Raw genomic sequence first — 12,733 nt, 5'->3', positions numbered from 1 at the left:
TCGTTGCGAATGATCGGCCGGGGCAAGGGTTTTCTTGAGACCGAAGAACCGATTATGCACGAGACCCTGGAACACGGTCAAGGCTGCCCGCGCCGCAAGGTCCGCTCCAGGCCGGAAAAAACGGCCCCGGGCTGCAAAGCACCCCGGGGCCGTGGCTGGCGTTGGCGGCGCGGTGTCAGCCCGCGCGCATGTCCTCGATGATCCGGCGCAAGGTCTGGGCCTGCTGGGCCAGCTCCGAGACGGCCACGGCGGATTCGGCCATGGTCCGCGCCGTTTCGTGGGCGATGTGGTTGATGCCCTCGGTGGAGCGGGTGATCTGCTCCGAGGTGGCCGACTGCTCCTCGGCGGCGGTGGCGATGGAACGCACGCGGTCGGCGGTCTGCTGGACCATCTCCACGATGCGCCCCAGGGCCTCGCCGGACTTCTGGGCCATGTCGCGGCTGCGGGCGATGCCCTCCACCGTGCGGCCCGTGCCCTCCACGTTGGACGCCGCGCTGGCCTGGATGGTCTTGATGGAACTGGTGACCTCCTGGGTGGCGGCCATGGTCCGCTCGGCGAGCTTGCGTACCTCGTCGGCCACCACGGCGAACCCGCGCCCGGCGTCGCCCGCGCGCGCGGCCTCGATGGCGGCGTTGAGCGCCAGCAGGTTCGTCTGGTCGGCGATGTCGTTGATGACCTCGATGATCCGGCCCACGTCCTCGGCCTGACGGCCCAGGTTGGCCATATCGCGCTTGAGATCCTCGGCGCGCCCGGCCAGCCCTTCGGACAGGGCCACCGCCTCGCGCACCACCTCGCGCCCGTCCTCGGCCATGGTGCGGGCCTTGTCGGCCATTTCCGCCGCCCCGCCCGCGCTGCTGGCGACTTCGAGCACCGTGGCGTTCATCTGCTCCATGGCCGTGGCGACCTCGGCGGTGCGGGCCTGCTGCTCGGCGGAGCCGCTGCTGGCCTCGTCCACCTGGGCGGCCAGCTCGTCGGCGAAGGTGGACATCTGCACCGACACGTCCTCGGCCTGGGCCGCGGCGCGGGCGATGCGCTCGTTCTGGGCCTCGATGAGCCGCTGCTGCTCGACGATGGCCGTCAGGTCGCTGGTCAGGGCGAAGGCGCCGATGAGGGTGCCGTCCAGGTCATACAGCGGGGCGGCCTCCACGCTCAGAAACATCTGGGCGCCCTTGCGGTTGGTGTATTCGAAGCGCGGGCGCGACTGGGCCTGGCGCGTTTCCAGCACGCGGCCCACGATGGTCTCGCGGGTGGCGTCGCCGTAGTACAGTTCGGCCACAGCCCGGCCCGCATAGCTCTCGGGCGTGCCGTCCAGGCCCAGCAGGTCCAGCAGGGGGCGGTTGACGAAGGTCACCCGGCCCCGGGTGTCGGCCACGTAGCAGGCCACGGTCATGCCGCTCAGGATGCCCTGGGAGAACCCCAGCTGCGTCTTGAGCTTGGCGACCATCTCCGAAAGGTGCCCGCCGAGCTGGCCCAGCTCGTCGCCGCTGGCGGCGTCGAAACGGGCCGAGAAGTTGCCCGAGGCCACCTCGTTGGCCGCCCCGGCGATGGCCGAGATGCGCGCGATGACGCTGCGGCGCAGGAAGATGACCACCGGCGTCACCAGCAGCGCGAGCCCCATGGCGCACAGGCCCACGAAGCTCCAGACGTGGGAGTCGATGGCGGCCATGGCCGGGCTCACGTCCTGCACGACCACGATCTCGCCCAGGATGGGCTGCGAGGAGCCGTGGCAGTGGTGGCAGGTCTTGGCGTTGGGCACGCTCATCACGCGCATGAACAGGTCCTTGCCGTCGTGGCGGGACAGCAGCCCGGACTCCACCGGGGCCTTGAGGGCGCGGTCGAACAGCTCGCGGATGCCCTCGTGGTCGTAGGCCTGGACGAAGTCGCGGCGGACCATGGCCTCGTCGGTGCTGTAGGTGACGTTGCCCTTGAAGTTGGTCAGGTAGACCGTGATGTCGGCGTACTTGTCGCGGAAGAAGGCGAATTCCTTCTTGGTGCCCGCGTCGTCGCCCACGATCATGGGGTTCTCCACGGCCAGGCGGATCAGCTCGGCGGTGCGCGTCAGGGCGCCGTCCATCTGCTCCACCATGCCCTGGCGCTGCCAGGTGGCGCTGATGAGCACCAGCGCCGTGAACACCGCCACGCTGATGCCCAGCACCAGGGCCGTGACCTTGGCGCTGACGTGGTTGCGCAGGGATTTGAGCATGGCCGCCTCCTTCTAGTGCGCGCCGCTGAACAGCAGCGGCTTGAAGTTGAAGTCGGCCACGCGCTCGGCGTTGTGGCAGCCCTCGCAGGTGGCCAGCTCGGGCCTGCGCAGGATGAGCTGCGGGTCGCCGGACTCGGCGTGCTCCGCGCCGGGGCCGTGGCAGGTCTCGCAGCCGACGTCGGCCAGCTCGGGGGTGGACTGGTAGTCCGTGAACCCGCCCTTGCCGTAGCCCGTGGTGTGGCATTCGTAGCAGCCGCGCAGTTCCTCGGGGGTCAGGTCCGAGGCCATGATCTCCACGCTGCGGCGCGAATGGGCCTTCTTGGAATACTGGGAGAAATTCTCGTACTGCTCGTCGTGGCAATCGCCGCAGGCCTTGGAGCCGACATAGCCCCCGGCTCCGGCCCCGGCAGTGCAGCACAGCAGCACCACCATCATTGCGGTCGCCATGGACCGCGTCACAAATCCCCTGGTCATGGGAAACCTCCGCTCGCGTCAGATCGGCAGCCGGGCCGCCCGGTGCGGCCCGCTCGGGCGCGAACGCCCGGTGTGCGCCGGGCGGCCCCCAAACGGGGCCCGGCCCGGCGGCGTGGCCTGTCCTAGCCGAGTCCGCGCCCGTTGATCAAGCCCCGCCAGGGCCCGTTTCATGGGGGCAAACCCGGTTCATTCCGTCATATCGGCAGGTTGGCGCAAGTGGAATAGTGAAAAAAATATCATATCCCCTGAAACCGCCACGCCAGGGGCCCGGACGGGCGCGGCAGCGGGGACGGGGCCGGAGGCGCGGGCAGGGGCGTGTCTGGATGAAAGCAGGGAACAGGCCGGGCGCGCGGGCGGGAGTAAAGTCCCTGCCCGGGCCGCCGATAAGGCAGGCAAAGCCCCGTGCAACCCCGTTCCGGAGCCGCCACGCCATGCAACGCCACGCAAGCACACCCCCCTTCGCCTCGGCCCTGGTGGTCACGCCCTCGGCGGCCCACCTGCGCACGGACCGCGACTTCCTGCGCCGGGCGGGGGTGCCCGTGGTGCGCGGCGGCACCAACGTGCGCGCCACCATGGCCTGGCTGGCGGCCAACCCCGTGGGCCTCGTGCTGCTGGACGCCGACCTGGGGCGCACCACGGGCGTCCGGGTGGCGGCCATGCTGCGCCGCCGCCGGGCCTTCGACCGCACGCCCCTCGTCCTGGCCAGCACGCGCGGGGCCGAGACCGATGTGCTCGAAGCCGTGGCCGCGGGCTGCTCGGGGTTCCTGCTGCGGCCCTACTCGCCGGAGGCCTTCCGGCGCCAGTTGCGCCTGGCCGCGCGCGGGGCCGACCCCGGGGCCGCCCGGCTGGCCGCCCTGGCCCTGGCCCGGCGCGAGGCCGCCCGGGGCCGCCACGACGCGGCGCGCCAGGCCTTCGAGCAGGCCGCGCCCCCGGCCGACGAGGCCGCGCAGCGCTACGAGGCGGGCTGCGCGCATCTGGTCGCGCGGCGCTACGAGGAGGCCGTGCGCGAGTTCTCCAGGGCCGTGGCCGTGAACAGCCTGCACGCCGAGGCCTATGTGGGCCTGGCCAGCGCCTGGAAGCACCTGGGCGACCCGGCGCGCGCCCGCGAGAACATGCTGCGCGCGGCCCAGGCCTTCGCCCGGCGCGACGAGATGCTGCGCAACCGGCGCGAGCTGGCCCTCATCCTGCGCGACAGCCCCGCCACCGAGAACCCGTTCATGGACCTGGGCTTCTCCCTCGTGCGCCAGGGCGCCCACGCGGCGGCGGGCCGGGCCTACGCCCTGGCCGCGCGCTACAGCCCCGCCGCCGAGGTCCACGCCGCCGTGGCCCGGGCCTGCCACTTCACCCGCGACCCCGAGGCCGCCGCGCGCCAGGTGGCCCTGGCCCTGGCCCAGGCCACGGGGCGCGGCAACGCGGGGGCGGTGTACAAGGCCGTGATGGGCGACATGCCCCGGCGCACGGCGCACGGCGCCGAGCCTGCGCCGGGCGGCGCCCCGGGGGTGATGCACGACCTGTGGGCCGTGCTCAAGTACACCTGCAAGGCCTACCGACACGGCGGCCCGCTGCCCAGCGCCGCACCCCTGGCCCTGGACTTCTGAGCCCGGCAGGAGCAGGCCAGCACCAGCGCCGGGGGCGCCAGCCCTGCGGCTGGCGCCACGCCCGCCGCGCCCGGGCCGCCCTATCCCTCCAGGCCTTCCAGGGCCTGCTCCACGCTCCAGCCCTCGTGGACGATGCCGCGCAGGGCGCGCACCAGCTGGTAGGGCCGCGCGGCCTGGAAGATATTGCGCCCGATGGACAGGCCCCGGCCCCCGGCGGCCAGCGAGTCGCGCACCATGGTCAGCAGCCCGGCCACGCTGTCCAGCTTGGGCCCGCCCGCGATGACCACCGGCACGCACACGCCCTCGGTGACCCGGGCGAAGGTCTCGGGGTCGCCGGTGTAGGGCACCTTGACCACGTCGGCCCCCAGCTCCATGCCCACCCGCGCGCAGTGCGCCACCACGGCGGGGTCGTACTCGTCCTTGATCTTGGGCCCGCGCGCGTAGACCATGGCCAGCACGGGCATGCCCCAGTCCGCCGCGCGCGAGGCCGTGCGCCCCAGGTCGCGCAGCATGTCGCGCTCGGTCTCGTCGCCGATGTTCACATGCACCGACACCGCGTCCGCCCCGAGCTTGATGGCGTCCTCCACCGTGCCCGTCAGGGTCTTGGCGTTGGGGAAGGGCGAGAGCGTCGTGCTGGCCGAAAGGTGGACGATGAGCCCGATGTCCGGCCCGCTGCGGCGGTGGCCGCAGGGCACCAGGCCCTTGTGCATGAGCACGGCGTTGGCCCCGCCCTCGGCGATGTGGCTCAGGGTCTCGCGCATGTCGATGAGCCCGGCGATGGGGCCCACGGTGGTGCCGTGGTCCAGGGGCACGATGATGGCCCGCTCGGTGTCGCGGTTGAAGATGCGTTCCATCCGGATGGCTTTGCCGATGTGCATGGCTGGTTCTCCTCGGGTGCTGTGGTTCGGGCATGAAAAAGGGCCGCTGGAGCGTTCCAGCGGCCCGTGGGTCCGGTGTGCGGCGCAGCCGTTGCCGGCTAGAACGCACCCCCTGCCCCGGGCCTGCCGCCGCCGGGGTAATAAAAGCCCGTAAAGCCCGCGAAACCGCCAGGGGCGGCGGTGGCAGGCAGGCTCTGACGGGCATGGGCGCGCGGGCCCTGCGGGGCGGCGGCGCGGGAGCCCCGGGGGGCGGGGGCGTGCAGGCCCTGAAGGCCGTGGGGGGTGGTCGTGGTGCGCATGGGCGGACCCTAGCCCGGGGCCGGACGCCTGTCAAGACGAAACCGATAATAGTTTTTCCGCGCAAAGAAGACGCCTGCCCGTCATCCCCCGGGGGCCCGGGTCCGGGTCCGCTGCGGCGAAGGATCGCTCTCGCCCCAAGGCTGGCCCCTCCGCCCGCCCGGCCCTCCCCGGGCCTGCGCAGTCCCGGCACCGCCCCGCCCGGGCCGACGCGGCCAACAGGCCCGCCGCGTGGGCACTCCGGGCAAGAGCACCCGTCCAGACCGGGCACACGGCGGCGCACTGCCCGGCCAGGGGCGCGCCCCACGGGGCAAAGGGCCCACGCCCGGCCCGCCCGGGGCGGTTAGACAGGGGCCCGGCCCCGTGCTACAGCTTGTCCGCGCTGCGGCCATCCGGGCCGGGCGCCAAGAGCCGGGAGGGTCCATGCAGGTCATCCGCGTCAGCGCCATGAAACAGTCCTTCTACGCCCGCCTCATGGGCGACAGCGTGCTCTGCCTGGACCGCAGCAAGGGCCTGGACGCCCCCATCCCCCTGAGCCAGGTGGTCATCCTGCCCCTGGCCGTGCCCAGCAAGATCGTCTGTCTCGCGGCGGGCGCCGCCGGGGGCGGGCCGGGGCTGTTCCTCAAGCCGCCCACCGCCGTCATCGGCCCCGGAGGGACCATCGTCGTGCCCCGCGAGGCCGGGCGGGTGGACTACGCCGGGGGGTTGGCCGTGGTCGTGGGCCGCACCTGCCGCAACCTGCGCCCCGAGGACGCCCCGGCGCACATCTTCGGCTACGCCTGCGCCGCCGACGTCACCGCCCGCGACCTGCTGGAGCACGACGGCCTGCCCGCCCGGGCCAAGGGCTTCGACACCTTCGCCCCCGTGGGCCCGTGGATCGAGACCGACGTGGAGGACCCCACGGCCCTGGCCGTGTCGGTCCTGGTGGGGGGCCGCGCCGTGGCCCAGGCCAGCACGGCGGACCTGCCCGCCGACCCCTGGACCGCCCTGAGCATCGTCTCGCGGGTGATGACCCTGCTGCCCGGCGATGTGGTCTTCGCCGGGGCTCCCGGCGCGCCGGTGCCCATCGCGCCCGGCGACGAGGTGGCCGTGGAGATCGCCGGGCTGGGGCGCCTGATCAACTCCGTGGCCGGGGCGCCCGACGACGCAGCCCGGGACGAGGGCGCCGCTCCGCTGCAATAGGCCGCCGGGGCGGGGGTTGCGCTCCGCCCCATTATCGTATATACACCCCCGACTTCGATTCCACACACCCCGGTGCCGCCCAGGGTGCCCCGCATGGTGCGGGGTTTGTGGCGGCAGCCCGCCGGGGTGGAGGGACAACAACCCACCAGGAGGCATTCCCATGGCTTACGCAAGCATGAAGCAGATGCTGGAGACCGGCGTCCACTTCGGCCACCAGACCCGGCGCTGGAACCCCAAGATGCGCCCCTACATCTTCGGCGCGCGCAACGGCATCCACATCATCGACCTGCAGCAGACCGTGCGCCTGTTCCAGACGGCCTACGACTTCATCGCCGACGTGGTTTCGCGCGGCGAGAAGATCATCTTCATCGGCACCAAGCGCCAGGCCCAGGAGGCCGTGAAGCAGGAAGCCGAGCGCGCCGGGCAGTACCACGTCACCAACCGTTGGATGGGCGGCACGCTGACCAACTTCCAGACCATCAAGCGCTCCATCGACCGCCTGAAGAAGATCGAGGGCTGGTTCGAGGACGGCACCATCAACAAGTTCCCCAAGCGCGAGATCGTGGGCATGACCCGCGAGGTCGAGAAGCTCAACGACGCCCTGGGCGGCATCAAGGACATGGAGGCCCTGCCGGGCGCCGCGTTCATCATCGACCCCAAGCGCGAGGAGATCGCCGTCAAGGAGTGCCGCAAGCTGGGCATCCCGCTGGTCGCCGTGGTGGACACCAACTGCGACCCCGACCTCATCGACTACATCATCCCCGGCAACGATGACGCCATCCGCGCCATCAAGCTGTTCGTGGCCCACATCGCCGACGCCTGCCTCGAGGGCGAGGCCCGCCAGGACGAGGTGGCCATGGCCAAGGCCGCCAGCAAGGCCAAGGCTGGCGACAAGACCGCCGACGCGGCCATGGCCGAGGCCGCTCCCATGGCCGACGACTCGGACGACGACGAGGAGATCTAGACATGGCTATTTCCGCATCCCAGGTGAAGGCCCTGCGCGACAAGACCGGCGCAGGCATGATGGACTGCAAGAAGGCCCTGGCCGAGACCGGCGGCGACGAAGAGAAGGCCATCGCCTATCTGCGCGAGAAGGGCTTGGCCAAGGCCGCCAAGAAGGCCGGCCGCGCCACCTCCGAGGGCCTGATCGGCTTCTTCATGGCCGCTGACGGCAAGACCGCCGCCATCGCCGAGCTGATGTGCGAGACGGACTTCGTGGCCAAGAACGACGAGTTCCGCCAGTTCGCCGCCGACCTGGCCGCCAAGGTCGCCGCCCTTGACCTGCCCGCCGGTCCCGGCGGCATGACCGTGGGCGCCGCCGCCGACCTGCCCGGCGACATGGCCGACGTGACGAACCTCATCGCCAAGCTGGGCGAGAACATGGGCGTGGGCCGCTTCGCCAAGGCCAGCGTGGCCGACGGCTGCATCGGCTCCTACATCCACTCCAACGGCAAGATCGGCGTGCTGGTGCCCATGACGGGCTCCACCAACGTCGATGCCGCCCGCGACGTGGCCATGCAGGTCGCCGCCGCCAGCCCCGTCTGCCTGACCTCCGCCGAGGTGCCCGCCGACCTGCTGGAGAAGGAGAAGGACATCTACCGCAACCAGGCCATCGAAGAGGGCAAGGCCCCCGAGATCGCCGACAAGGTCGTCCTGGGCCGCGTGTCCAAGTTCTACAAGGAAGTCTGCCTGCTGGAGCAGCCCTTCATCAAGGATGACAAGAAGAGCATCAAGCAGTACCTCAAGGAAGCTGCCCCCGGTGCGACGGTGACAAGCTTCGTCCGACTCGCCCTCGGGGAGGGCGGCGAAAGCAAAGCCGAGTAACCCCAAAACGGGCCGCAAGGCCCGTTTTTTTTGGCCCGGACGCGCCCGGCGGGGTGCGCCCGGGCCCAACAAAACAGCACGAGGCAATGACAATGAGCGAACTGCGTTTCTCCAGGGTGCTGCTCAAGCTCTCCGGCGAGGCATTGGCGGGCACGAAAAAATTCGGTATAGACCCCGAATCCGTCAGCGCGTTCTCCAAGGAGATCGCCGAGGTCGTGCGCATGGGCCTGCAGGTGGCGCTGGTCATCGGCGGGGGCAACATCTTCCGCGGCATGGCCGCCAGCGCCAAGGGCATGGACCGCGCCCAGGGCGACTACATGGGCATGCTGGCCACGGTGATGAACGCCCTGGCCGTGCAGGACGGGCTGGAGAAGGAAGGCGTGCAGACCCGCGTGATGAGCGCCATCACCATGCGCGAGGTCTCCGAGCCCTACATCCGGCGCCGCGCCGTGCGCCACCTGGAGAAGGGCCGCGTGGTCATCTGCGCCGCAGGCACCGGCAACCCGTATTTCACCACGGACACCGCCGCCGCCCTGCGCGCCGCCGAGCTGCACTGCGAGGCCATCCTCAAGGCCACCAAGGTGGACGGCGTGTACGACAAGGACCCGGAGAAGCACGCCGACGCGACGCTGTTCAGGAACCTGACGTACATCGACGTGCTGAGCAGGCGGCTGCAGGTGATGGATTCCACCGCCATCTCCCTGGCCATGGACAACCAGATGCCCATCTGCGTGTTCAACCTGTTTGGCAGCGGCAACATCAAGAAGGTCGTCACCGGCGAAGACGTCGGGACCACCGTGCAAGGAGGAGAATAGATGCAGTCCGTTCTCGACGATTCCAGGCAGCGCATGAAGAAGGCCCTGGCGGCCCTGGAGCACGATTTCGCCAAGCTGCGCACCGGCCGCGCCACCCCGTCGCTGGTCGAGGACATCAGCGTGGACTACTACGGCACGCCCACGCCCCTCAAGCAGATCGCCTCCATCTCCGTGCCCGAGAGCCGCAGCCTGACCATCCAGCCCTGGGACCGCGGGGCCTTCTCGGCCATCGAGAAGGCCATCATGAAGTCCGACCTGGGCCTGACCCCGGTCAACGACGGCAAGATCATCCGCATCAACATCCCCCCGCTCACCGAGGAGCGCCGCAAGGATCTGGTCAAGGTCGCCAAGAAGTACACCGAGGACTGCCGCGTGGCCATGCGCAACATCCGCCGCGACGCCAACGACCAGCTGAAAAAGCTCCAGAAGGACAAGGCCATCACCGAGGACGACCTGCGCACCGGGCAGGCCGACATCCAGAAGATCACCGACGACCTGATCGCCGAGGCGGACAAGGCCCTGGACGCCAAGGAAAAGGAAGTCATGGAACTCTAGCCTCCCCCCGCGCGAGGCCCGCGCCCCGACGCCCGCCGGGGCCCGGGCCCGCCGGGCCGACCCCCAATGGAGCCGCCCCTGCACCCCACAGAACTTCCCCGGCATCTGGCCGTCATCATGGACGGCAACGGCCGCTGGGCCCAGGCCCGGGGCCTGACCCGCAGCCAGGGCCACACCGCCGGAACCACCGCCGCGCGGGCCTTCGTCGCCCGCTGCCGCGAGCTGGGCATCGGCCACGTCACCCTGTACGCCTTCTCGCGCGAGAACTGGGGCCGCCCCAAGGACGAGGTGGAGTCGCTCTTCGAGCTGATGCGCCGCTTCCTGGACAAGGAGCTGGACACCCTGCTGGCCCAGGACATCCGCCTGAACGTGCTGGGCGACATGGACGCCCTGCCGCTGCTCACGCGCAAGGCCCTGGCCCACACCGTGGCCCGCACGGCCAAGGGCCGGGCCATGGTCCTCAACCTGGCCCTGAACTACTCCGGGCGCGACGAGATCGTGCGCGCCGCCCGGCGCATGGTCCAGGACGGCCTGGCCCCCGCCCAGATCACCGAACAGGCCCTGGCCGAGCGCCTCTACACCGCAGGCCAGCCCGACCCGGACCTGATCATCCGCACCAGCGGCGAGCTGCGGCTGTCCAACTACCTGCTGTTCCAGTGCGCGTATTCCGAGCTGTATTTCACCCCGACCCTGTGGCCCGACTTCGACGCCGCCGAGCTGGACAAGGCCCTGGCCGACTACGCCACGCGCAAGCGCCGCTTCGGCAAGACCGCCGAACAGATCGGCCCAACCCCCTGACGAGGCGCCCGCAACCATGCCCCTGTCCGACTCGCACAAGAAACGCGTGACCACGGCGCTCATCCTGCTGCCGCTGCTGGCCCTGGCCATCACCCTGCGGGGCTGGCCCGAGTTCGTCCTGCTGGCGGCGCTGTCCAGCGCGGGGCTGTGGGAGTTCTACAGCATGTTCTGGAGCGGCGGGCGCCACGCCCCGCTCAAGGCGGCGGGCCTGGCCCTGGGCGTGCTCATCCTCTACGCCGGCAAGACCGGGCAGCCCTGGATGATCCTGGGCGCGCTCATCGGCGCCTTCTGGGTCTGCAACCTGTGGTTCCTGTGCCGCTACGCCGAGCGCCCCGAGGACCAGGGCGAGGAGTCCTCCTACGGCCGGGCCTCGGTGCTGCTCACGGGCCTGCTCTACCTGCCGGTGATGCTCCAGTTCCTGCTGGGCTTCGAGCGCATGGAGATCATCCTGGTGCTGCTGGCGACATTCGCCTCGGACACCGGGGCCTTCTACGCCGGGTCGCTCATCGGCGGCCCGAAGATCTGGCCCCGGGTCAGCCCCAAGAAGACCTGGGCGGGCAGCCTGGGCGGAATGACCACCAGCGTGGGCGTCTGCCTGCTGGCCGGGGCGGTGGACGAATTCTGGCTGGCCGGGGCCGGGGCGGGCAGGCCGTGGTGGATGTGGGCCCTGCTGGGCGCGGGGCTGAACGTCTCCTCCCAGTTCGGCGACTTCTTCGAGTCGGCCCTCAAGCGCCGCCTGGGCGTCAAGGACTCGGGCACCCTGCTGCCCGGCCACGGCGGCGTGCTCGACCGCATCGACAGCCTGCTGCTGGCCGTGGCCACCTACGCGGGGCTGGACGCCGTGTTCCACTTCTTCCGCGGCGCCGCCAACTAGGCCCCGCCATGCGCTACATCTCGCCCCTCGTTCCCCGGCCCGGCGGCCCCAGGCGGCTGGTGGTCCTGGGCAGCACCGGGTCCATCGGCGTCAGCGCGCTGCGCGTGGTGGCCGAGCATCCGGGGCGCTTCGAGGTCCTGGCCCTGGCCGGGGCGCGCAACGCCGCCCTGCTGGCCGCGCAGGCCGCTGCCCTGCGCCCGCCCCGGCTGGCGGTGCTCACCGCCGAGGCCGCCGGGGAGCTGCGCGCCCTGCTGCCCGCAGGCTACGCCCCCGAGATCCTCGTCGGCCCCGAAGCCTACGTCGAGCTGGCCACCCTGCCAGAGGCCGACACGGTGCTGGCGGCCCAGGTAGGCGCGGCGGGGCTGCCCCCGGCCCTGGCCGCCGCCCGCGCGGGCAAGGTCATCGCCCTGGCCAACAAGGAGGCCCTGGTGCTGGCCGGGCATCTGTTCCGCCAGGAATGCCACGCCTCCGGAGCCATGATCCTGCCCGTGGACTCGGAGCACAACGCCCTGTTCCAGGCCCTGGCCGGACACGACCCGCGCCATGTGCGCCGCCTGATCCTCACGGCCTCGGGCGGGCCCTTCCGGGGCAAGGGCCGCGCGGAGCTGGCCCGCGTCACCCGCGCCCAGGCCCTGGCCCACCCCAACTGGTCCATGGGCGCCAAGATCAGCGTGGACTCGGCGACCCTGATGAACAAGGGCCTGGAGGTCATCGAGGCCGCGCACCTCTTCGGCCTGGGGCCGGAGGCCATCGAGGTGGTGGTCCATCCGCAAAGCATCGTCCACTCGCTGGTGGAATACCACGACCGCTCGGTGCTCGCGCACCTCGGCCCGCCGGACATGCGCATCGCCATCGCCTACGCCCTGTGCTGGCCCGAGCGGGCCGCGCTGTCCCTGGAGCCGCTGGACCTGGTGCGCGCCGGGCACTTGACCTTCGAAGCCCCGGCATTAGATATCTTTCCTTGCCTGGCCTACGCCTTCCAGGCCCTAGCCGCGGGCCCGAGCCACCCCGTGGCCGTGAACGCCGCCAACGAGGTGGCCGTGGAACTGTTCCTGGCCGGGCAGATCGGCTTCCTGGACATCCCCGCCCTGGTGGGCCGGGCCCTGGAAGCCCACCAGCCCCGGCCCGTGGACAGCCTGGAAGCCATCCTGGAGCTGGACGGCGCCACCCGCGCCACGGTCCGCGCCTGGGCCGCCAACCCCTGACGCCGCCCCCCGCCCCCGCCGGGGCCGGGC

12 protein-coding genes are annotated in these 12,733 nt (G+C 71.3%); 9 read left to right on the top strand and 3 right to left on the bottom strand.

Annotation, left to right across the window (positions count from 1 at the left end):
* Positions 1 to 175: 175 nt before the first annotated feature.
* The gene (locus tag G495_RS0101780) at positions 176 to 2,203 is read right to left on the bottom strand and encodes a methyl-accepting chemotaxis protein (protein WP_028586405.1); all 2,028 of its coding nucleotides are present in this window, start codon (positions 2,201 to 2,203) and stop codon (positions 176 to 178) included.
* Positions 2,204 to 2,215: 12 nt separating this feature from the next.
* A complete protein-coding gene (locus tag G495_RS0101775; protein ID WP_245588338.1) occupies positions 2,216 to 2,650 on the bottom strand; it encodes a cytochrome c family protein in 435 nt (144 codons plus the stop codon).
* A 458-nt stretch (positions 2,651 to 3,108) separates the two neighbouring features.
* Here G495_RS0101775 and G495_RS0101770 point away from each other — a divergent pair, with 458 nt between their 5' ends.
* On the top strand, positions 3,109 to 4,275 hold the full coding sequence (locus tag G495_RS0101770) for a response regulator (protein ID WP_028586403.1): 1,167 nt from the start codon (positions 3,109 to 3,111) through the stop codon (positions 4,273 to 4,275).
* A gap of 80 nt (positions 4,276 to 4,355) precedes the next feature.
* Here the strand turns inward: G495_RS0101770 and G495_RS0101765 are convergent, their stop codons facing one another.
* Positions 4,356 to 5,153: a 2-amino-3,7-dideoxy-D-threo-hept-6-ulosonate synthase gene (locus G495_RS0101765; RefSeq protein WP_028586402.1), complete on the bottom strand. Its 798-nt coding sequence runs from the start codon at positions 5,151 to 5,153 to the stop codon at positions 4,356 to 4,358.
* A gap of 720 nt (positions 5,154 to 5,873) precedes the next feature.
* On the opposite strand from G495_RS0101765, the gene G495_RS0101760 reads away from it, so the two are divergent.
* The 8 genes from G495_RS0101760 to dxr all read left to right on the top strand — a co-directional run bounded on the left by G495_RS0101760 (position 5,874) and on the right by dxr (position 12,703).
* Positions 5,874 to 6,632: a fumarylacetoacetate hydrolase family protein gene (locus tag G495_RS0101760; RefSeq protein ID WP_028586401.1), complete on the top strand. Its 759-nt coding sequence runs from the start codon at positions 5,874 to 5,876 to the stop codon at positions 6,630 to 6,632.
* 160 nt (positions 6,633 to 6,792) lie between these two features.
* Positions 6,793 to 7,596: a 30S ribosomal protein S2 gene (gene rpsB / locus G495_RS0101755; protein WP_028586400.1), complete on the top strand. Its 804-nt coding sequence runs from the start codon at positions 6,793 to 6,795 to the stop codon at positions 7,594 to 7,596.
* A 2-nt stretch (positions 7,597 to 7,598) separates the two neighbouring features.
* Positions 7,599 to 8,456, top strand: coding sequence for a translation elongation factor Ts (gene tsf, locus G495_RS0101750; RefSeq protein WP_028586399.1), 858 nt, complete (start codon positions 7,599 to 7,601; stop codon positions 8,454 to 8,456).
* Positions 8,457 to 8,548: 92 nt separating this feature from the next.
* Positions 8,549 to 9,271 (top strand): UMP kinase, encoded by a 723-nt coding sequence (pyrH, locus tag G495_RS0101745; protein WP_028586398.1) that lies wholly within the window; start codon positions 8,549 to 8,551, stop codon positions 9,269 to 9,271.
* A complete protein-coding gene (gene frr / locus G495_RS0101740; RefSeq protein ID WP_028586397.1) occupies positions 9,272 to 9,826 on the top strand; it encodes a ribosome recycling factor in 555 nt (184 codons plus the stop codon).
* A 66-nt stretch (positions 9,827 to 9,892) separates the two neighbouring features.
* Positions 9,893 to 10,624, top strand: coding sequence for a polyprenyl diphosphate synthase (gene uppS, locus G495_RS0101735; protein WP_028586396.1), 732 nt, complete (start codon positions 9,893 to 9,895; stop codon positions 10,622 to 10,624).
* A gap of 16 nt (positions 10,625 to 10,640) precedes the next feature.
* A complete protein-coding gene (locus G495_RS0101730) occupies positions 10,641 to 11,498 on the top strand; it encodes a phosphatidate cytidylyltransferase (protein WP_028586395.1) in 858 nt (285 codons plus the stop codon).
* Positions 11,499 to 11,506: 8 nt separating this feature from the next.
* The gene (gene dxr, locus G495_RS0101725; RefSeq protein WP_035250454.1) at positions 11,507 to 12,703 is read left to right on the top strand and encodes a 1-deoxy-D-xylulose-5-phosphate reductoisomerase; all 1,197 of its coding nucleotides are present in this window, start codon (positions 11,507 to 11,509) and stop codon (positions 12,701 to 12,703) included.
* Positions 12,704 to 12,733 lie beyond the last annotated feature (30 nt).

Source organism: Desulfocurvus vexinensis DSM 17965 (genome assembly GCF_000519125.1).
GTDB lineage: Bacteria > Desulfobacterota > Desulfovibrionia > Desulfovibrionales > Desulfovibrionaceae > Desulfocurvus > Desulfocurvus vexinensis.
Note: the sequence above shows the minus strand (reverse complement) of the source record. Positions and strands in the feature narration are given on the sequence as shown.